Annotated in this window: 26 protein-coding genes; 4 read left to right on the plus strand and 22 right to left on the minus strand. The window is 39.3% G+C overall.

The features are described from left to right. Positions 1 to 14 precede the first annotated feature (14 nt). From ACFSUO_RS05725 to ACFSUO_RS05790, 14 genes are all read right to left on the minus strand, one after another. Entirely contained in the window at positions 15 to 2600 is a 2586-nt protein-coding gene (locus tag ACFSUO_RS05725; protein ID WP_382391962.1) for an ATP-binding protein, read from the minus strand. A gap of 15 nt (positions 2601 to 2615) precedes the next feature. Beyond that, positions 2616 to 3080 carry a TcpE family conjugal transfer membrane protein gene (locus ACFSUO_RS05730; RefSeq protein ID WP_382391964.1) on the minus strand — a complete coding sequence of 155 codons (465 nt, stop codon included), beginning with the start codon at positions 3078 to 3080 and terminating at the stop codon, positions 2616 to 2618. A 74-nt stretch (positions 3081 to 3154) separates the two neighbouring features. After that, positions 3155 to 3376 (minus strand): TcpD family membrane protein, encoded by a 222-nt coding sequence (locus ACFSUO_RS05735; protein ID WP_382391966.1) that lies wholly within the window; start codon positions 3374 to 3376, stop codon positions 3155 to 3157. 34 nt (positions 3377 to 3410) lie between these two features. Further along, positions 3411 to 4484: a conjugal transfer protein gene (locus ACFSUO_RS05740; RefSeq protein WP_382391968.1), complete on the minus strand. Its 1074-nt coding sequence runs from the start codon at positions 4482 to 4484 to the stop codon at positions 3411 to 3413. Between the two features lie 35 nt (positions 4485 to 4519). Beyond that, positions 4520 to 4741 carry a hypothetical protein gene (locus ACFSUO_RS05745; protein WP_138600728.1) on the minus strand — a complete coding sequence of 74 codons (222 nt, stop codon included), beginning with the start codon at positions 4739 to 4741 and terminating at the stop codon, positions 4520 to 4522. Positions 4742 to 4921: 180 nt separating this feature from the next. Then, complete coding sequence (locus tag ACFSUO_RS05750; RefSeq protein WP_382391970.1) at positions 4922 to 5275, minus strand: hypothetical protein; 354 nt, start codon at positions 5273 to 5275, stop codon at positions 4922 to 4924. Between the two features lie 3 nt (positions 5276 to 5278). Beyond that, a complete protein-coding gene (locus ACFSUO_RS05755) occupies positions 5279 to 6331 on the minus strand; it encodes a ParM/StbA family protein (protein ID WP_382391972.1) in 1053 nt (350 codons plus the stop codon). A 118-nt stretch (positions 6332 to 6449) separates the two neighbouring features. Then, the gene (locus tag ACFSUO_RS05760; protein ID WP_382391974.1) at positions 6450 to 6899 is read right to left on the minus strand and encodes a metal-dependent hydrolase; all 450 of its coding nucleotides are present in this window, start codon (positions 6897 to 6899) and stop codon (positions 6450 to 6452) included. A gap of 219 nt (positions 6900 to 7118) precedes the next feature. Continuing rightward, positions 7119 to 7367: a hypothetical protein gene (locus tag ACFSUO_RS05765; RefSeq protein ID WP_382391976.1), complete on the minus strand. Its 249-nt coding sequence runs from the start codon at positions 7365 to 7367 to the stop codon at positions 7119 to 7121. Between the two features lie 316 nt (positions 7368 to 7683). Further along, positions 7684 to 8343, minus strand: a complete 660-nt coding sequence (locus ACFSUO_RS05770; protein WP_382391978.1) for a hypothetical protein — start codon at positions 8341 to 8343, stop codon at positions 7684 to 7686. Between the two features lie 84 nt (positions 8344 to 8427). Then, entirely contained in the window at positions 8428 to 10629 is a 2202-nt protein-coding gene (gene recD2 / locus ACFSUO_RS05775; protein WP_382391980.1) for an SF1B family DNA helicase RecD2, read from the minus strand. Next, positions 10596 to 11507 carry a transcription termination/antitermination NusG family protein gene (locus tag ACFSUO_RS05780; RefSeq protein WP_382391982.1) on the minus strand — a complete coding sequence of 304 codons (912 nt, stop codon included), beginning with the start codon at positions 11505 to 11507 and terminating at the stop codon, positions 10596 to 10598. Before ACFSUO_RS05780 ends, recD2 begins: the two co-directional genes overlap by 34 nt. Before the next feature lie 24 nt (positions 11508 to 11531). Beyond that, positions 11532 to 11849 (minus strand): hypothetical protein, encoded by a 318-nt coding sequence (locus ACFSUO_RS05785; RefSeq protein ID WP_382391984.1) that lies wholly within the window; start codon positions 11847 to 11849, stop codon positions 11532 to 11534. 48 nt (positions 11850 to 11897) lie between these two features. Beyond that, positions 11898 to 12128 (minus strand): helix-turn-helix domain-containing protein, encoded by a 231-nt coding sequence (locus ACFSUO_RS05790; protein WP_382391986.1) that lies wholly within the window; start codon positions 12126 to 12128, stop codon positions 11898 to 11900. A 163-nt stretch (positions 12129 to 12291) separates the two neighbouring features. Here ACFSUO_RS05790 and ACFSUO_RS05795 point away from each other — a divergent pair, with 163 nt between their 5' ends. The 4 genes from ACFSUO_RS05795 to ACFSUO_RS05810 all read left to right on the plus strand — a co-directional run bounded on the left by ACFSUO_RS05795 (position 12292) and on the right by ACFSUO_RS05810 (position 14847). Continuing rightward, on the plus strand, positions 12292 to 12648 hold the full coding sequence (locus ACFSUO_RS05795) for a helix-turn-helix domain-containing protein (protein WP_382391988.1): 357 nt from the start codon (positions 12292 to 12294) through the stop codon (positions 12646 to 12648). Between the two features lie 111 nt (positions 12649 to 12759). Further along, positions 12760 to 13245, plus strand: coding sequence for an ImmA/IrrE family metallo-endopeptidase (locus tag ACFSUO_RS05800; RefSeq protein ID WP_382391990.1), 486 nt, complete (start codon positions 12760 to 12762; stop codon positions 13243 to 13245). A 28-nt stretch (positions 13246 to 13273) separates the two neighbouring features. Continuing rightward, complete coding sequence (locus ACFSUO_RS05805; RefSeq protein WP_382391992.1) at positions 13274 to 14470, plus strand: site-specific integrase; 1197 nt, start codon at positions 13274 to 13276, stop codon at positions 14468 to 14470. A 152-nt stretch (positions 14471 to 14622) separates the two neighbouring features. Next, positions 14623 to 14847 (plus strand): DUF1128 domain-containing protein, encoded by a 225-nt coding sequence (locus ACFSUO_RS05810; protein ID WP_382391994.1) that lies wholly within the window; start codon positions 14623 to 14625, stop codon positions 14845 to 14847. 97 nt (positions 14848 to 14944) lie between these two features. On the opposite strand, the gene ACFSUO_RS05815 is transcribed toward ACFSUO_RS05810, so the two are convergent. From ACFSUO_RS05815 to ACFSUO_RS05850, 8 genes are all read right to left on the minus strand, one after another. Further along, entirely contained in the window at positions 14945 to 15517 is a 573-nt protein-coding gene (locus ACFSUO_RS05815; protein ID WP_382391996.1) for a Uma2 family endonuclease, read from the minus strand. A 199-nt stretch (positions 15518 to 15716) separates the two neighbouring features. Beyond that, positions 15717 to 16400: a ribonuclease III gene (gene rnc, locus ACFSUO_RS05820; protein WP_382391998.1), complete on the minus strand. Its 684-nt coding sequence runs from the start codon at positions 16398 to 16400 to the stop codon at positions 15717 to 15719. 111 nt (positions 16401 to 16511) lie between these two features. Next, positions 16512 to 16748 (minus strand): acyl carrier protein, encoded by a 237-nt coding sequence (gene acpP, locus ACFSUO_RS05825; protein WP_382392000.1) that lies wholly within the window; start codon positions 16746 to 16748, stop codon positions 16512 to 16514. Between the two features lie 116 nt (positions 16749 to 16864). Further along, complete coding sequence (fabG, locus tag ACFSUO_RS05830; RefSeq protein WP_382392002.1) at positions 16865 to 17605, minus strand: 3-oxoacyl-[acyl-carrier-protein] reductase; 741 nt, start codon at positions 17603 to 17605, stop codon at positions 16865 to 16867. Continuing rightward, on the minus strand, positions 17605 to 18546 hold the full coding sequence (gene fabD / locus ACFSUO_RS05835) for an ACP S-malonyltransferase (protein ID WP_382392004.1): 942 nt from the start codon (positions 18544 to 18546) through the stop codon (positions 17605 to 17607). Before fabD ends, fabG begins: the two co-directional genes overlap by 1 nt. Further along, positions 18547 to 19551: a phosphate acyltransferase PlsX gene (gene plsX, locus ACFSUO_RS05840; RefSeq protein ID WP_382392006.1), complete on the minus strand. Its 1005-nt coding sequence runs from the start codon at positions 19549 to 19551 to the stop codon at positions 18547 to 18549. Beyond that, positions 19535 to 20128 carry a transcription factor FapR gene (fapR, locus tag ACFSUO_RS05845; protein ID WP_382392008.1) on the minus strand — a complete coding sequence of 198 codons (594 nt, stop codon included), beginning with the start codon at positions 20126 to 20128 and terminating at the stop codon, positions 19535 to 19537. Before fapR ends, plsX begins: the two co-directional genes overlap by 17 nt. A gap of 318 nt (positions 20129 to 20446) precedes the next feature. Further along, the coding region (locus ACFSUO_RS05850) for a helicase-related protein (RefSeq protein ID WP_382392010.1) at positions 20447 to 21021 on the minus strand (575 nt) is incomplete at its 5' end.

Consider the following 21021-nt stretch of genomic DNA (forward strand, 5'->3'; position numbering starts at 1 on the left):
GAATAGACAATTCCTTAGGAAGTCTGCATCAACTCTCTTTGTTTTTCTTCCTCAGTTGCGGTAGATGAATCGAATGCATCTAATAAATCCCGAAACACTGGATTAATATGAATAACCGCTGAACGTCCAAAGATATCCTGGAACAATGCATCACCACGACCTAGGTTTTTTAATACATCAATATTTTCTTGTGTCTGTGGCAAGTTTAAATAATTTAACATCTCCTGGGCTTCTTCTGTTTTACGTAAACCAAAACTGAATTTCATTCCCATGTTTGCTACGTCCTGCCCATGATCTGAGGCATTCTGCGAACCTTTTATGAGCGTTGTATTGTAAAAACGCCCCATACGCACAATAAAGTCCATCAACTCGGAGCCGACCGCACTTTGTTCAATAGAACTAGCTTCATCCTGCAGGATGAATTTGTGCCGCATACGGTCTTGATTAAACATGTACTGTTTCGTAAAAGCTGTAAGCGAAATCATAATTGCCTCAGATATTTTATGTTGAGGTCGCAATTTTTTCGTTGTTTTACTTGGCAAATTAAGGTTCTGCACCATTAATACCTGGACCGGGACATCAGGTTGCAATACTTTATATTGCTGTCCTACTTCCCCGAAGAGTAACTTAGCAAGTTGGTTGCGCCGCAATGTTTCTAGCATACCTTTCAATTTATCAATCGCGTTAATACGTGCAGCATTGAGGTTTGCCGCGTTATAAAGATTTTCTAAATATGTTATTACCGCTCCTATACAAGGGTCTTCTTGTTTCGCTACATGTTCTATTGCCTCACTTAAAATAGCGTAAGCATCATCATTAATATCTACATTTGTAAGGTGTGTCAAAATATCCATGCAGATATCTTTACCTTCTTCCAAATCTGTACTTGTTCGAAAAGGGTCCAATGAACCAGCATCATTTGCATTTGTCCCCATTTGCCAAACAGAAATATACTCTTCAGGAATATAGGGAAGTCCCTTTGTCCAATTTTTGCGGTCGCCCTTTGGATCAATAATTAACCCCTGGGAACCAGTCAGGGCAGCCAAATAAACAAATAGATTCATAAACAAGGACTTTCCTTTTCCGGTCATACCTGCTACCATGACTGAGATAGAGTCAAACACATTATTGACATTTTCATACGCTTTGGCGGCAAGGTCCGGTTTAATAAAAACAGGCTTTTGAAATTGACGTGTATAGCCGATATAAAAACCACGATTATCCCCGATATTCGTTGTAGCGCCAAACATCATACCTGCCAAAATCGTTGGAGATACATACATAGGAAAATCATTATTAAATTGTTTTGATCCTGGTATGGTTTCCATTAGTAAATTGAGTTGTTCACCATATGGAGAAACAATACTGACGCCAAATCGGGATAATTCATCCGTTAATTGCTCAACCCGTGTTTGCAATGTCCGTTTGTCTTTTGCAACGACTTTAAATACAAATGAACAACTATATCCCGGCTGCCCTGTCTGCTTAAAGTAATTTTCCATTTGCACAGCACCCTGTTCCGATTCAACAACGCTTTGATCGATGCTGTCCTGTCCTTTGGCAGCTTCTTTTCTTTGATCTTTGTATTCTAATCGTGCATTACTCAATTTCTTTTGCACTAACCGATTGGGCTGGTGATGTGCTCGTATAGAAATAGTTACCGGAAAAGGCATTCGAGACTGCACATGGTAAAGCCATTCAAAACCGGGGTGACTACTGACATCATTCATATCATTACAGACTAAATATTGAGTATACAGCTCTTCAATTTCATTATTGCGTATTTTACTCAGCAGCAAAGTTTTTGGACCCACTTCATCAATATTCGCATTTTGCAGATCAATAAAGGCATTTTCTTTTGGACGGATAGCTCCATGATGGATATTATTGGAATCTACACCCTCAACTTTATCACCTGATGCAAACGCCTGTCGATATGTCACATCTTGATTGGTCGGAGAAACTGAATAGGTTTTTTCTGCCAAATAAATAAGTTCTTCTGTTGTGACTGATTTTATCATAGAGGAAAAACCGTTTGCCATATTTGTTATTAAACTTTCCGCCTGTTTCTGATACGCCTCTATCACTTCTAAGGGAATATCATAAGGGTTTAATCCAACCGCCCGGTAGACTGGTGAACGCAGACCATCCAAAAAATTCTTCAACTGATAAAGCAATGTGTTCCCCATATTTGGTGATAAATATCTATTTTTGGATGGGTCTAATTGAACACCCAAGTAATGGATATATTCGCCTGACTCATTCAAAGAACGTTGTTTGTTCAAATGCTGATTGACTTGTTCCATAAAATGCTTTCCATTCTCTTTCAAAGAATAATCCATTCGCTCCATTTCCTTTATGGTTTGATTCACCACACCGCTAATATTTTTAGGCGTCGGATCAATGACAAAGTGCAAGTCGTGCCCATTATTTGATAAATAACTTAACTGATGTTGAAATGGTTTTACTTTATCATCAAAATCTAAGAAATCATAACTGAATCCTTCAATTCGATAATAGGCCCATACGGTATTATCGTGTGCAAAAACAAGATTATTTTCAATATGCCTAATGGGAAATTCTAATATATTTGTCGGCATGCCAAAACTCCTTTCTTACTTATAAGTCACAAATCCTTTATAACGATAGGTTGTAGGTTTAAAATGATGTTTCTTAACACCATAGGTATAATGACTATGGAAGACATGCGTTCTTTCTTTGGGTATTTTTCGTCCATGTACGTATGTCTTTCTGCTTAATTTCCGTGCATGATATAACAGAAAGGAACGGAAGAAATATATTGGTGATCGTCCTTCTGTTCCGACATCTGTTAATAACCAAGCAATCGTAATAGGTAAAAGAAATAAAATACCATCGGGAATCCACCTAATTAATTGGCCTAAAACCGGCGTTGCTAGCCAAATAACTTCCCCTATGCTAAATACAAGTAAATAAAGAAGCCCTTTAAAAGGTATAGGTCTGCCCAATTTCAGGCCGAACAGCTGATAAATTTTACGATCAAATTTTAAAAAGTTATTTAATACATATAATGGGATGCGCCTTTTTTGTTCATCCTGCATATAATGCTCCTTTAATTAGATAAGGAACAGCACTAACATAATGCTGTTCCTTCAAGAAATAGTTGATGTCTAATTCACTGCCCAATGTTGAGCTTTTTGTTAAACCATTCAGATAACCCCAAAATAAGGTCAGGGTTTAACACAAATATACCAATAATTGAACCAGCAATTAATACGCCTACTGCGAACAACCATGCACGCTTAAAAACAGCCACCATTAACAAAACAATGATGATAAAAAACAGCACATATTGTATTTCTTCGGTAAACCAACTAAACAATGGTTCCAAACTCATTCATCCATCACCCACTTTCAAGTTGTCTTTTTATTTACTCAGTTGCTAGCTTTTCAATTGCTTGATCGGCTTTCAGATTTGATACAACGTAGTGGTCTTGCTCCTTGGTGACGACTAACCTGTATACGGTATCAAATTGAATACTTGTTTTCGGGTCCTCCATCGTTACATCAGCAATGACAATAAACTTCGATTGTTTTTCCCCATGGTATACATCAGCACTTCCTACTTCCACGAAATTTAACGCTCCCTGTAATCCGTTTTGGTGCTTCTCATCTGTCAAAATATAACTCAACCGGTCTTCTGAGTCTTTGGCATAACTAGCAAAGAACGTGTCTAAAAAGTTTTTAATATTGGTCACTTCTTTACTAGCTTTTGCCGCCTTTAAATCCTTTCGATAGTTATTAGCATCTTCGGTTACAGTCGTTGTTGTATCTATATTTGTAATAAATGGTAGATCATAAACACCATAAGATGTTCCGTTATACGTAATTGGTACAGCAAAGAACTTGGCTACCTCTTTGGTTTCAGTTTTCGTTTTTGTTTTTTCCTTTTCTTTCTTATTTCCGTTTTTTACCTGCACCTCTCGGCTCATTTTTGTCGTTGTTTCAAAAATAATATGTGCTTTGTCTTCTGTTATTTTCTCTACGTTCTGCAGACTAACGTGCTGTACAGATGCATCCCACTTTAAGCTGTCCCTAACCAATCCTGCTTGACTATCAAGTCCTTTAGCTAAAAAGTTGGAAAGCCGTTTTTCACGAGCTTTCCAACTATCACGTTTCCAAGTGAAATAATTTTTGGTAAAATCTTTAGCAAACTGAATGGCTTCCGGCTTTGTCGCAGGATTTGTCATTGGTTTCGGCTGGCTTTGCTCCACTTCAGCACTAGAGTTGATATTTGATGTTATGTTCACAAACACAACTAAAAACATGAATGAAAATAACAGCCAAAATGTAATGGCACCGAACTTACGCATAAGATAACTTTTGGGACGCGCTGGTTTCTCCTTTTTAGGTTTTGTGCTAAAAAACACCTTCATTTTTTGCATAAAACGTTTTAATGCCTTGATGTTTTCTTTATTCTCTTTTTTCTTTTGAATGTTTTTCAACCATTTGTCCTCCCTCCTGTTCTGTTTTTGCTATCTTATATTTTTTTACTGGAACCAAATACGATAAAAATGGCAATAATGATAAGAAAGGTAGTTACGGCCCCATACCGAACTAAAGCCATATCGTATAGACGTACAATGGCATCTTTAAACTCTTGCCATAAAGGTTGAATAGCCGGAAATTCTTCCAAAATGATACTTCCGACAACTAAGAATAAAAATATACCTAAAAGCAGTCCAAGAAAAAAACGAATCATATGTTCACCTCCCTCTCTATGAAATAACTAAAATTAAAGCTAAACCTTTGCACATTCCCCCTTTCAAGGCATAAAAAATACCCTGCAGATGCCGCAGAGCACGTCCTTCATGCCTATTTTTCTTTACAGTATATGTTTTGCTTTGACTGAACCTTTCTTTCACGAATAATCGATATTCGTTTATTCATCTTCCTGAAAACCAAATGAAGAAAGAAATGCATTGGCAGTTTCATGCATGGTTTGTTCATTTACTTCATTGGAAGTACTTTCCTTACTACTTGCTTGTCCATTATTATTATCCAGCTTTCGCAGCATCTCTACCTGATTTTCTTTTAGTATTTCTATATCTTTCTTAAGAGAATCAATCATTTCTTGTTGCTCCAGTCCTTGTTGAGAACCATTTACTGCAATACCTAACAACTTTCGTATACCTTCACTTCGCTGATTGGCAGGTAGTTGTTCTAGATATTCATATATTACTTGATCATCACTGGTTAAACGAAAACTATACCGTTTTTTCCAATTCGTATGCATACACTAACCCATCTTTTTGTCTCGCTTCTGATTGGTGATGGACCGTCCGAGCCGAAGGTAACCAATGGTATTGGCAAACTGGCTTTCCGTTATACGTTTTAAACGATGATCAAAGTGGGGCTGGACAAATGACTCGAACAAATTACCACCGCCACCTGCCAGAAAAATAGCGTCGAACAGGTCGCTTTCTTCTGCCCAGACGCTTTTTAGCCGATCGGCAATATTCGTTGCTATTGATTCCTTACTTTTATAGATGGCTTCTGCAAAATCAATACGTTTTCCCTTGTAAGTTAAAAACTCATTCTTTAAGATTCGACTGATATGAAACTCATTCAGATCGGCACCACCTGATTGAGCTTTAAACACTTGCCTAATGTCCCGATGCAAATTTATAACGCCCTCATCCACCGTACCCGACAATTTAGCATGCGGTACGAAAGATCCGTTTTTTTGCATTTCGACTACAACAAAATCGGTTGTTCGAAAACCAATATCCATTAACGCAAGGAAATTTCCCTGCTCCATTAAATGCGGGTACGTATATTTCCCTTCATGATTTAAGAGAGTTGAAAAAATTGCTGATGCGCCCTGCGGAAACACCATCGCCTGATCAATATTCAGGCGTTTTTCCTGGCCTTTAAATGGACCAGTATCCCATTGCATAATTGGCTGCATTCCCAGTATTGCCTGCCTAAATTCCTTTGCCTGTGACTGATAAAAGTCCAATGGCAACCCTGTGGAAACCTGTACATGTTCATCATCTGTAACCAACTGAACAGCTACATTTAATAACACCTGCGTATAAACATGAGTAAATCTTTCCTGATCAAATATACGAGAAACAGAACGTGATTCCTTGGCCAAGTCACCGACAAAGTAATCTTCTCCTTTGAAATGAACATGTATATTTCTTAAATTACTCGGTTCCTCCCCCATAACACTGGTAAGATTTCGATGATATCCTTTCCCTACTAATGATGGAAACACAATTTGTTTTCCGGAAGATGACATAGCCTTTACATATCCGTAACCCAAATCAACTGCGACATGCTCCATAATTACCTCTCCTTTCCAACCCCTTATCTTTAGCTAGATAGTGGTTTCTTCCCATACTTTTTTCTCGATAAATAGATTCCTGTGTAAAAAAGTGTGTAGCTTTGCCGTATTATTAGGTTTATATGTTCGTGATCATTTCTCTCCCTAAATAAACCAGTAACAACAGTGCCGTGCAGCGATCCAACAAGTGGAACGTCTTTTGTGTAACGTTGAACCCGATTGCTTTTGGGACTGGATAGAAAAACTGCACTTGACCGGTAAGCATGTCCCCTGCAATATGGGCCAACAGCCCAACACCTGCTGATAACCATACCCACTCACTTGTAAGAGGGTACAATACTAAAACGGTTAATACAGAAAATAGTAACGAATGTGTTATCGTCCGGTGACCAAACATTTTATTGATCAGAAACGATAACGGGAATACGATTTTTCCAAATTTTGATTTATGCTCATCCAGATCTGGAATAATACCTGCTATGCCACCTACCACTGCTGCCCGCCAGTCCCCACCTGTAACAACATAACCTGCAGCTATTCCGGATAATAAATGCGTCCTCCACTCCATGGTCATTCCCCATTCTATTTACTTATTAGACATAACAACTTCTCCAATTCCTAATTGTCCAACCCAGGTACAGTGGAAACAGATATAAAAAGCAGGATCATTGGACATTTTCCCTAATAACAAGTACGTGTTACTACCGCATTTCGGGCATGATGTAACTTGCGACATTTGAATCGTGTACGCTGATTTGAAGTGGTTCATGTTACCCCTCTTTTCGATTTATTTATTATATTTATCTGCTAAAAACCTTCGTATGGCCTTTTTCGTTTCAGCTTGGTAAACTTCTTCCACTTTGTCCTGTATATACCATAAGAAATTCTCTAATTCTATTAAATTAATCTGCATCTTGATTATCTCACCTCCCGGAAAAGCATTTATTTGGCTGGATGCTGTTATAACAATGTCTGCATCAACTGGGGTAATTTTCGGTCCAGTCCAGCCTTGTGTGTTCGCTGATACTTTTAACACCATTGATTTAAAATATCTTGTTTTCTACTTTGGCTCACTAACATTACACGATCTTGGCGGGAGCGCATAATTTGGAATGACAGCTGTATAGAGAAGAGTGAGAAAGGAAATCTCGCCCTTATTCGTCATCATTCCTGTCATAACAACAATGACACCAATTTTAGGGTGTGGTTTTTTGACCACACATGTGTGGTTTTTTTGCCACACCCCCCAAGCCAAAAATATTGGAATTGTCAAGGTGTGATTTCATACCACAGCACGATTTTATAACCCAATCTAATCCCGCCATATCAAGGTTTAATGGTGTGGTTTTATATCACACCCTTTCATTTCGCTTGAATTGTAAATACGTTTTACGCCGATACAAGCGGCCAAACTCGTGTCCATTTTTCAACCATAGTTTCCAGGCTAGATACACTTTTTTGCGTTCTAATATATCAAATTCCATCACTAATCTGGCCAATGTCGCATTAATGCGGTTACGATCTCCTGCATAAATAATTTCCGGATTCATAAACAATGGACGCTGGGATATATTTCGTTTATGTGCTTTTATTTCCTGCGCATTCACAAACTCAAATAACATTCCTTTAGCAAGAAGCTGGGATATCGTCTTACTTGTGGCTGAACGCTCTCGATTTAAATAACGTGCTATTTCCGAAACACTCATAAATTCATTAGTTTCCCGGTTAATAATGGCATTGGAATGAAATTGTACTAATGGCATAAGGGACAGCAACAAACCCAGCTCGCTATTGGTTAGATGCTTACTTTGTATGACAATATCCAGATTTTCCTGTATCGCCTGGCAAAATAGTGCTTTATTTTTCTGTTTTAATTTGTAAAGTCCGTATCCTTGTTGGTTAGCTTTTGTTTCCTGCTGGGTTACCTCACTTAAATCAACTGCCTGTTGCATGGTAGATGACCGTGCTTTAGCTTCAGCCTCACTGAACGACTTTCTAAGATTGTCTGTCATAAACTTTTCCCTATCCGGAATAAGCAATGTTCTGACTTAAACGTTGCCACATTTCCGTATGTCCCTTCGCTGACCAAGTTCATATCAATTTGTGTTTTTCGTTAATCGTTCAGCAAGTTTACTGTTGCGTTTTGCTATCTGGTTATTTGCAATAGCTATATTTAAAGCTTCTTCTGTCCCAATAACCACCATTTTTTCTTTAGCACGTGTCATAGCAGTATATATTAAGTTCCTAGCCAGCATCATGTAATGACTTGCGGTAGCAGGAATAAGCACAATCGGCGCTTCACCACCCTGTGCTTTATGAATCGTAATAGCATAACCCAGGTTCAATTCTTTCGTCTCTGTTTTGGTGTAGGAGATTTCTTTACCAAAATAATCAACTTTCATCACATCTATTGCGTTCCCGTCATCATCGGTAGCTTGTGTGAATCCGGTAATAACTCCCGTATCACCATTGAAAATTTGCTTCTCGTAATTATTTTGCAACTGAATAACTTTATCTCCCAGACGAAAAAAACGCTTACCTATTTTCCATTCTTGTTTCACTTCATCAATTGGATTCAGCTTTTCCCGCAACATTTCATTTAAAATTTCTGTGCCAACCGGACCTTTTTTCATTGGACTGAGAACCAAAATATCAGATAGGTCATAACCTAATTCCAGAAAACGACTCGCACTTCTCACAAGTAATGCTGCAATTTTCTTCGGATCTTGCTGCATAAGAAAGTAAAAGTCATCTTTTTCTTTATCAAAGACAATTGATTGGCCCTGATTAACGCGGTGAGCATTTTTGATGATTTGACTTTCCCGTGCTTGGCGAAACACCTCAGTTAGCTCTATTGTTGGCACTCCAGCTTGAATCATGTCACGCAGAACATTTCCCGGTCCTACAGATGGTAACTGATCAATGTCCCCTACAAATAACACTTTCGTATTTTTGTGAATCGCCTGGATTAAATTATTGGCTAAACGGACATCCACCATGGACATTTCATCGATAATAAGCAAATCACAAGGCAGCTTATGATCTTGATGATACTCGGGCATTTCTCCCTGCTGATACCCAATTAATCGATGAATGGTGGAAGCTTCTTTCCCGGTCATTTCAGCCAGTTTTCGACTTGCTTTTCCTGTAGGAGCTACAAGGCGAATGGTATGTCCGGAAAATAATTGCTTATAAATAGCTATCATTGTTCGAATGACCGTTGTCTTTCCTGTACCTGGACCACCCGTTAAAATGAGTAATTGTTTATCCAGTAATTCACGGATTGCTTCTCGTTGCTCTGTGACCAAAATAATACCGTGCTTTTTCTGATATTTATCTATCTGTCTTTCTAAAGAGGACATTGCTATGCTATCCCGCGACCTTTTCATTCTTGAAAGCTGATGTGCCAAATTCTGTTCATGGTGATATAAAAAAGACGGATAAACACAGTCATTTTCAATCACAATAGACTTCTCTTCCATGTTCATAATACCGTTTTTCAATTCTTTGGCCGATATGATATCCTCACCATAAGCATGATGGTTTAGTACTTGTGCAGTTTCATCAAGTAATTGGTCTTCCGCCATATACATATGTCCTGCTTGAAAGCATGATTTGTGCAGGATATATTTTAGACAGGCCTCTATCCGGTAACCGGATGTAGGCATGATTCCTATACGTTTAGCAATATCATCTGCTTTAGAAAAGCCAATGAGGTTTAATTCTGTTAACACATATGGATTTTCTTTTAGAGTTTTAACAGCATCAGAACCGTATTCTTTATAAACACGTAACGCCATATTTGCTGTGATGCCATATTCAAGCAGTTGTGAAACAATCTCTTGTACTTCAAGGGTAGAACGGACACTATCCGCTATCTTTGCAGCTCGTTTCTTGCCTATCCCTTTTATGTTTAGTAAACAAGAACTTCCCTGTTTGAAGATAGTTGACAATGCATGCTTTCCTAAACCGCTGACAATCTCTTGTGCCTGTTTCTTGCCACAGCCCTTTATCAATGGTGAAGCAAGAAAAGTTATCAATTGATTCTTTGTTTGTGGTAAGGGCCGTTCCCAATATTCCACTGTAAATTGCCTCCCATACTTTTGATGGGTTTCAAAAGAGCCGTAAACCGTTAAAGCTTCTTTCTTTTCTATCCCATGGATATTACCTTTGATTTTTATATCTTCCTTTTGAGTACGTAAAACAGCAATTAAAAAATCATCTTTTCGATATAATATGCTTGTAATACTTCCAGTCAGCTCCATCATTCCAGCACCGCCCGGCTTTGTTGCAGCCACTGTTGTAATCGGCAGATAAATATTGAAGATGAATTCATTTGAGGTGGGAAAGACCCTTTTTGCACTAAGTCTTGATATAGACGCTTAAAAATCGTTACAGGTAGCTTTACGGTCTTACGATTATTTTTAATAAATGCTTTCACACGCTTCATGATATTAATAGCATGGGATTTTGCCTGTTGAACTTCTTGTTCAATATCTGTATACATATCATCCAATTGTTGACTGATCGTTTCCTGCTTTTCTTTAGCAGCGTTTTGATTTAGTTGTTGGATAAGTTTATCTTCTTCTTGCTTCGCACGTTCAAATGCTAGTACTTCATCAAGTTGCATTTCGATTTCATTGGACATTTCTACCTCTTCGAAGAATGCATCTATTTCATCCTGCGGGATATTCATTCTGCTTGGAATTCCCATTACTTTGGGAATGGATTTAATAAGATGCCATAAGTGGTTTGGTAGATAATCAAATGTTTGGTCAACTTCAACTAATATATAGCCTTTCAAGACACTACCTATCTTTCTGGTTGTATCGCGAATATTTTTCACTTTGGCTGTAATATGTTTTATTTGTTTTTGATACTCTTGTTTAAGTTCAATGGAATTATCATCCTTATAAGACTCCAATTGATCATAAGCAGCTCGTAAATTACTTGCGTTTGTTTGCAATCGCTGGATATACAAATGATCATCGATATCCGTTGACGTTAACGCTGTTAAATCAAATTTGGCTGTTTTTTCATTTATTGTTTGCGTATACGATTCCAATGCATAGATAGCTTCAATCGTTTGATTACCTTTCCGAATCAGTACATCTTGAAGCATTTTTTTAACTTCTATTTCAGATCCCGAACGAACTTGAACTGCAAAAAAGGACATTCCATTCACCTCCCCATGAATTTTCTAGCCAAACAACCTTTTCGGTTGATTTTGGTTAATTAGTCCAGCATCAGTGTTTTCTCTCATCCATCTAAAAACCTCATCACGTGGATACCTAGCTGAAACAAATTGTGACTTTGGGAATCCCGGAATTGCTACGATTTTATTTACAGTAGGCTCTTTCACCTGAAAAATCTTACTAAGATCCTTTTTCGTTAAAAGATCTGGATAATTATATTTACTTTGTCCATCCTCAAGCCCCTTTTCATATGCTTCCAAAAATAATTCCTTCAAATTTTCTTCCAATAATTTGGCTTTTAATTCATCAATGGTAACCTGCATTTTATCCCTCCCGGCGGAAAATAAAGAATAAATAAGAGTACAAGTAAATTAGCCATCAATGTATAATGTATGATATATTTGTACATAATGATTAAAAAAAAGAAACGGTATATTCGTGTTTAAAATAATGGCCAATTTCATGGCATCATTCACACTAGGAACGGAATAACCATTTTCCCAATTTGAAACAGCGGATTTGCGATAGTTCATTTTTCTGGCTAATTGTTCTTGTGTTAAACCCATAGCTTTTCGCGCTTGAATAAGGTTCGAATTTTTCATGTTATTCCCCTTCGCATGTATGATTTACTTGTACTATACCCACAGTATAAGTATTATATATTTGTACGTCAATGGAAAAATTATTATTTTCTTGTATTTATATTTACTTTTTTTTATAAACAAAGTACAATATATTTGTACAAACTTTTAAAGGTGTGGCTATATGTTAGCAAAAAGATTAAAGCAAAGAAGAAAAGAAGCGAATTTAACACAGGAAGCGTTAGCTAAACTTGTTAACACAACAAAAGGGACTATTAGTAATTATGAGAATGGTCATAGTAAACCACCTCACAATACGTTGTATGAATTAGCCCAACACCTTGATACATCCATTGATTATCTTACTGGAAGAACGGATAACTCTTCTTCCTATATCCAAGAAGATAAAGCCTTTTATGATACGATCTCAGACCCAAAGCTGAAGCGCTGGTATAAAGAGCTGCCTAATTCCAAAGAAGAGGACCTGCAGAAGCTTTATAAAATGTGGCAAATAATCAAAAATGATAAAAGTAATAATTAGTATTACATCCAAAAGTGCTTTGAAAGCCAAAACACGATAAGTCCTATCTAATTTTAGATAGGATATTCTTTTAATTATAAATAGAACACAAGTTCCTACAGAGGTGATTTCTTGACAATTTGTAATAAAACTTCGAGTTTAGATATTGCAAATAATATCGAATCATTATATTTTGCAATTGATGAAACTGATGTTGATGCGTTCTATTCTTTATTTATAATGAAGAAAGTAGCTAATTACTTAAATATCCAACTACATTACTTTGATGAGCCTAGTGAGGCTAATAACTTGGGTGGTTGCTATCGTATTTTTTTAAATCAAAACCAATCCAGTCAAAAACAGTGGCAGGATTTTGGTCATGAATTAGGACATGTGCTAGTACACGAAGGCTGCCAATGGGGAATCCCTAGGCTGTTTCGCCATTATCAGGAGGGACAGGCAAGAAAATTTGCCCTTCATTTTTGTGTACCTTCCTTTTTATTAAAACAATTGAACACAATTGATATACACTTACTCATGAAGACATTTAATGTTGAACAAAATTTCGCTCTGCAACGGATTGAAATGTACAAGAATGAATTATTAGATGCATTGTAAAATTATGTTTATAAAGGAGATGCATTAAGTGGCTAGTTATCAAAAATATAAAACGAAAAACGGTGAGAAATGGTTATTTAAACTTTACACTCACGTCGATCCAAAAACAGGACGAAAACGTTCGACAACCCGGCGAGGGTTCAAGACAAAAAAAGAAGCTCAATACTATGCCAGAAAATTGGAAAATGAATTAGAATCTGGCAATCAAAATGATAACACTTTAACCTTTAAGGAATTCTGTGAACAATGGTTTCAATTATATCAGGAGGAAAAAGTTCTCAAGCCAAAAACAGTCAATAAACGTTATTTTGAGATAAATGCTCTCCTGGATTATTTAAGAGACATAAAACTTGTTGATATAACTTTAGACCATTACTTGGGAGTACTGCGTAAATTACAACAAAAATACAGTGATACCACTGTAAGAGGATTTCACACAACTGCTAAAATGATTTTTAAAAAAGCGATGCAATTAGAGAAAATAAACAAAGATCCCACTAGATATAGTTATATCCCCATTAGGAAAGTTTCGGCATCCATAGAAGACGAGGATAATAATATCCCAAAGTTTATGGAAAAAGAGGAGCTCGCAAAATTTCTGCAATACACTAAATCACATGGGATGTATCTTGACTTTGCTATTTTTTTGACCTTAGCTTATACAGGGCTGAGAATCGGGGAATTATGTGCATTAAAAGAAATGGATTTAAAAGAAGATGATGGATATTTCCTTGACATTAATAAAACATACCATAATACTGGAAATAGCGTTGATTACATATTAGTGAAGCCCAAAACCAAGACGTCCAAGCGGTTCATTGATATCGATCCCAGTGTTGCAAAGTTACTAAAATCCGTTATTCAAGAAAATCGGGAAATGAGAAAAAGGTATCCAAACAAATTTCATGACAAACATTTTATTTTTATTAATCGCCACAAATACCCAGGTTATCCTTTGTATCCAACTGTTATACGTTTCCGCCTAAGGCGTTTATTAAAAATAGCTAATTTAAATCAATCATTTACACTGCACTCATTTCGACATACTCATACATCGCTGTTAGCTGAAGCAGAAGTGAGTCTGGAAAGTATTATGGAACGCCTAGGACATTCAAACGATCTTACTACCAGACAAATTTACCTGCATAAAACGAATGCAACACGAAAACGCGATGCTGAAAAATTTAGGATGTTAATGGACGGGGTCGTGGATTTCCATCAATGAGGTCAAAATATGGTCAAAGACAAATAGTAAATACGTCACACCTTAGAGTACTAGGGATTCGTTCACTTTTTATGTTATCATAAAGAGAAGGGCAAAAGAAGGCTTAATCTGATACATAAGCTTTTGGGAGACTATTTAAAGGGAGTGTTCATGTGAATCTGGAAAATCCGACGCAGGAAAACTTGAAATTTATGCTGGATGAACTTGCTGAAACATTAAGTGTCGTCAACCGCGAAGTGATGGATGCGGAGGACTATGATTTGGGTAAATACGAGGACATCAAATTTATGTACAACATGATTAAACAAAAAGGCCAGCTGAGCGCATCCGAAACACAGGCGTTTATTGATGAACTGCGGTCTGTGAGGAAAGCATAATATTTTAATGGCACGAGAAAAACTGGTTTCGCAATTCGGCGGAACCAGTTTTTCTGGTCTTTTACCCCATATTTTTCTAGTGTCTCCCCTACCAACTTCAAAAATCTTCCCTAAATATATTTTCAAGATTAATGGACAGACCATCGGAAATATTCACATCTGCGGTTTCATTGTTCGCAAAAGTGCCTGCATGGCTGTAGAAGTTATTTTCCAATACATAAATATCAATTGTTTCATGTGCAGGGTCAACAATCCAATATTCTTTTACACCTGCTTTTTGATAGCGGTTGAACTTAATCATTCTATCTGTTTTTGCAGTGGCCTTTGACAATATTTCAACAATCAAATCCGGAGCACCTGCAATACGATTTTTCTTTACCTTGTCCTTATCACAGACTATTGCGATGTCCGGCTTAACCCATTCATTAGTTCGTGTTGTATCTTCTTTTCCGCAAAGACAAACATCAATCTCAGCGATTACCCTGCAGGATGTAGTCCTTAATCCAAGATTAAATTCTGTCAAAAGTTCGGTGGCAATGGACTGGTGCTTCACATTCGGTGACGGCGACATATTATAAATACGACCATCAATCACCTCATACTGCACTTCTTCACCCAATTTCGAGTACTCAGCATATGTCAGTGAATTGTTTTCTCTTGGCAAAGCCATATTGAATCCCTCCTTAAATTGTAGGAATTACATTAAAGAAAATGCCAGCCAAAATTTCGATCATATCAAGTTTCTTACTTTATTATACAATATTCCACGTTTATTTAACATGGAGTCATAGATGGAAATCAGAAAAAAGCAGCGAACTCAAATGCGAATCCACTGCTTTTTACTTCCTATTTGCTATGTGCCTACCAATTCAATCATCCAAGGTGTCCAGCGCATTTTTGGCCGCGCGCTGCTCAGCTTCTTTCTTCGTATGGCCCGTCCCCTTGCCTGACACATTGCCGTTGATTAAAACTTGAGCAATAAACTCTTTGTCATGGGATGGACCTTTTTCATCCGCAATCACATAGTCTATGCTGTGGTTGCGGTGCTTTTGAACATGTTCCTGCAGTTTGCTTTTATAATCCATCGCATGCGAAAAAGCACCTGTCGTTATTTTCGGATAAACATATTGCTGAAGGAACTGAATGACGACATCAAAGCCCCGATCAAGGTATAGCGCTCCCAAAAATGCCTCAAACACATCAGCAAGCAGTGCAGGTCGGTCCCTGCCCCCTGTCTGTTCTTCTCCCCTGCCCAGAAGCAAATATTCTCCGAAGTTTAATTCCCGGGCAAACTCCTCCAGGGATGGTTCACAGACAATCGATGCGCGCAATTTCGTTAAATCGCCTTCAGCCGAACGTTCTTTTTGCCGATACAAATACTGGGATACGCCCAACTCAAGGACGGCATCACCGAGAAATTCCAACCGCTCATTATCCGAAGATGATTCATGACGATGCTCATTCACATAAGATGAATGTGTAAAAGCTTGTCTTAAAAGGTCATGATCGTTAAATGTAATGCCAAGCTCTTTTTCCAATTGTGCCATAGTCATGTCGCTTATCACCACTCAAAACGTAGATTTAGTTTATTTTACACAAGTTGACAGGAGATGTAAATAACAGAAAGTCCCGCATCATGCGAGACTTCCAACAACTATATGGAGTCAGGACTGATTGCTGTTTATGTAATTAACAGCATCGCCGACCGTATTGATTTTCTCAGCTTCTTCATCAGCGATTTCCATGTCAAATTCATCTTCAAGTTCCATGACAAGTTCAACCACATCGAGTGAATCCGCTTCAAGGTCGTCTTTAAAAGATGCTTCCATCTTCACCTGTGATTCTTCTACTTCCAGTTTATCAACAATAATATCTTTTACTTTGTCAAATACGTCTGCCATCATCGTCACCCCCTTTCAATAAATACTCAAACATGGAATTTGGCTCATTCACCGGATTTCAAGTCTGGGAGCAGGCTCAGAATTTTGTCCAGCTTCGGCTCCCGGCGCTTTTCGATCTACATGACCATGCCGCCGTCAATATTAATTGTCTGACCTGTAATATAGTTCGCGTCATCAGAAGCCAAAAAGCGAACGACACGGGCAACGTCTTCCGGTTTTCCAAGTTTTTCCAGTGGGATCACGGACAGCATGCCGTCCTTTTGCTCGTCGGTTAACGCGTCGGTCATATCTGTTTCAATAAAACCGGGGGCAACGGCATTCACTAAAATATTACGGGATGCGAATTCTTTTGCAGTTGATTTCGTCAAGCCAATGACGCCTGCTTTAGCAGCTGTATAATTGGCTTGACCGGCATTGCCGCTGACACCGACAACAGATGAAACATTAATGATTCTGCCGCCTTTTTGTTTCATCATTTGCCTGGAAACAGCTTTTGTGCACTGGAAAACGCCTTTTAAATTCGTGTCAATAACTTGATCGAATTCATCCTCTTTCATCCGCATTAGTAAGTTATCCCTATTAATGCCCGCATTATTCACCAGGATATCCAGGCCGCCAAACTGGCTGACAACTTCTTTTACCATTGTTTTTGCATCGTTTTCATCGGCAACGTTAGCCTGAACCTTCACTGATTGTACACCCAATTGCTCGATTTCTTCAACTACGGCCTGCGCCTTGTCTTCACTGCCTGCAAAATTAACGGCAACGTTGGCACCCTGCCTGGCAAGTTCCAGAGCAATGGCACGACCGATGCCACGTGAAGCACCGGTGACTAACGCGTTTTTTCCTTCCAGCATCAGGAGTCCTCCTTATACCATGTTAGAAATTCATTCAGCGATTCTGGATCTTGAACCGCGAATGTCTTGGCTCTGCGATTAATTTTCCGGACCAAACCGCTCAATACTTTTCCGGTGCCGACCTCAACAAACGCATCGACTTCTGCGTCCATCATATGACGAATAGATTCTTCAAATCGGACCGGTGAATACAGCTGCCTGAGAAGCAAGTCTTTGATACTATTTTGGTCTGTCACCGGAGAAGCCGTTACATTGGCATAAACGGGTATATCTGCATCCTGGAATGCAATGGTGTCCAATTCTTTCGCAAACTGTTCATTAGCCGGCTTCATTAACCCGGAGTGAAACGGTCCACTGACATTTAGAGGTAACACACGTTTCGCCCCATTTTCTTTCAGCAGGTCAACGGCTTCATCAATACCTTCTTTTGATCCGGAAATAACAATTTGCCCGGGACAATTCAAGTTGGCAATATCTACCACTTCATCATCATTAACCTGTTCCAGCGTTTGTTCAATCGCTTCCTGTGACATGCCCAGTACCGCAGCCATAGATCCCTTTCCTTTTGGAAAAGCCTCTTCCATCAGTCTTCCTCTAGCAGCGACAAGTGGCAATGCCTCGTCAAACGTCATGGCACCAGCAGCGACAAGTGCGCTGTATTCGCCCAGGCTGTGCCCGGCAGCCATACTCGGCTGGACACCTTCCTTCTTTAAGAGCTCATATACAGCAATGCCTGATAACAATAGTGCCGGCTGTGCATTCTCAGTTTCTGTCAATTCCGCTTCAGGACCTTCAAACATTAGACTGGACAACTGTTTCCCGAGCAGACTGTCAGCTTGCTGAAATAGTTCCTTTACTTCGGGAAATTCATCGTATAATGCTTTTGCCATGCCCGGCGTCTGGGATCCCTGGCCTGGAAAAAGAAGCGCAACTCGTTTCATTCATTCTTCCCCCTTATCCCAATTAATCGATTGGACTGTTGATTTAATTGTTCCGGTCACGTCATTTTCAACCATATGTACTGCCTGCTGGATCGCGTTGTAAATCGCCCGGGTGTTCGATGATCCGTGTGCTTTAATAACTGGGGAAGCTAAACCGAACAGTCCCGCACCACCATATTCGGAATAATCGAGCTTGCTTTGGAGTCCCTTTAGATCACCTTTCACCATTCCGGCAGCAATTTTCGTTTTCATGGATGCCATAAATGTTTCCTTCAGCATCGAAAACATGGTCATGGCCGTCCCTTCAATCGTTTTCAGTGCAATGTTTCCACTGAATCCGTCGGTTACCACCACATCAGCGGCACCTGACAGGATATCGCGTGCTTCTACGTTGCCAATGAAGTTGACCGGTGCTTCTTTCAAATGGCTGTATGCCTTTTTGGTCAGGTCGTTTCCTTTCCCTTCTTCCGTTCCGATGTTCAATAGGCCGACCGTCGGATTAGTGACTTTCCGTACCTTTTCTGTATAAATAGATCCCATAATCGCATATTGAACAAGGTTGTGTGCTTTGGCATCCACGTTGGCACCAACGTCCAGAAGCAGAAATCCATTTCCGTCTGTTGTTGGCAGCGTCGGGCTCAAAGCGGGCCGGTCAATTCCCTGAATCCGGCCAACAACAAACAACCCGGCGCTCATAAGGGCACCGGTATTTCCGGCTGAAATGCACGCATCCGCACGATTTTCCTTCACTTCTTTCGCCGTCAGTACAAGTGACGAATTCTTTTTACGCCGTACTGCCCGGACCGGTTCGTCATCTGCAGTGACCATCTCGTCTGTATGAATGATGTCAATTCGGTTAGCATCAGCCATGTGCGGCTTAATCTGCTGTTCATCACCGACTAACGTTATGTGCAAATGCTCCATTTGCGAGACGGCCTCCACGGCACCTTTTACAATTGCTTCCGGTGCGTGATCGCCTCCCATGGCATCAATTGCTATTTTCATATGAATTATCCCCTTTTGACTCGTTTGAGCGATACATGTGAAAGACACCGGTAAATACCTTTTCATTATCAACATAACTGTCTGCCCGGACAACAGTCCTGCCTTTATCATCCACATCCTCAACGAAAACTTTGGCAACCACACGTTCACCCTGTTTGACCTGTCTGGTAAACTTAATTTCCGATTTAGCTGTCAGGGCCAGTTCATCATTCATGACAGCCACCGCCAATGAATTTGCCTGCGCAAATAAATGGTGTCCTCTGGCTATCTTATTGCGGGAAAATACATGATCCTCTTTTATCTCCAAAATGGAAATGGCGCGATTGTCCAGTTCCAGATCAACTACTTCCCCGATCACTTCTTCCAGTGGAAGGGCTTTAACGGTTTCATTCCATTGATCCGAGGCGACCGATTTAATCCGTTCCCGGAGTTCCGGAATGGCAAGTTCCATCCGGTCAAGCCTGATCGTTTGTATACTGACGCCAAACTTTTTTGCTAATTTTTCATCGGTAATAAAAGGTGTCGTATCGATTGTTTCCTTCAATAACCGCTGCCGCTCTGATTTGCTGCGTTTCATTATGCTGCACCATCCAATGCACAAACATGGCCACCGCCAACGAATGTGCCAATGATATCTAATTTTATACATACTTATAGTTTTATATTATATGTTAATCCTATGACTTGGTACTAATAGTAATATATAATATGAGGCCAATGTATGCAAGTGATCTTTAAGTGCTTGTTCAAAAAGGAGGATAAAAAGGACCGAGAATTTCGAGGCGGCGTAGTTTCGAGCAGCGGAATGTATGCATTTAGATACATGAGCAGCGGAGAAACAAGCCAACAAAGAAATTCGATGTGTCATATTTACCGGACTTTTTGAACAACCTCTTTAATCCAATTTCTCATAGAGCATCGCACTATCCTCCAAATGCATGTTCAATTGCTGATATGCTGGATCACGGTTAAGTAAATCATTCTCAATAATCGTGGCTGCGTCATTTCTTGCTGTTTCCAATGCACGGTAATCGTGAACCATATCAGCTACTTTGAACTCAGGCAGGCCACTTTGTTTTTTTCCAAAGAAATCCCCCGGTCCGCGCAGTTGAAGGTCCTGCTCGGACAATTCGAAACCATTATTTGTTTCCGTCATTATCCGCATCCGCTCTTTGCCTGTTTCCCCTTTTGGATCGGCAATCAGAATGCAATAACTCTGTTGCTCGCCGCGGCCGACCCGACCTCTGAGCTGATGCAGCTGGGAAAGGCCAAATCGTTCGGCATCATAGATAACCATAATGGTTGCATTGGTAACATTCACACCAACCTCAACCACTGTTGTCGAGACAAGAACATCCACTTTTCCATCGGCAAATTGTTTCATAATATGCTCTTTTTCGTCCGTGGCAAGCCGGCCATGCATCAAGCCAACACTCACGTCATTCTGGTAAAACTCTTCCAGCTGGCCAT

This window comes from Lentibacillus juripiscarius, assembly GCF_042685205.1.
Taxonomy (GTDB): Bacteria; Bacillota; Bacilli; order Bacillales; family Amphibacillaceae; genus Lentibacillus; species Lentibacillus juripiscarius.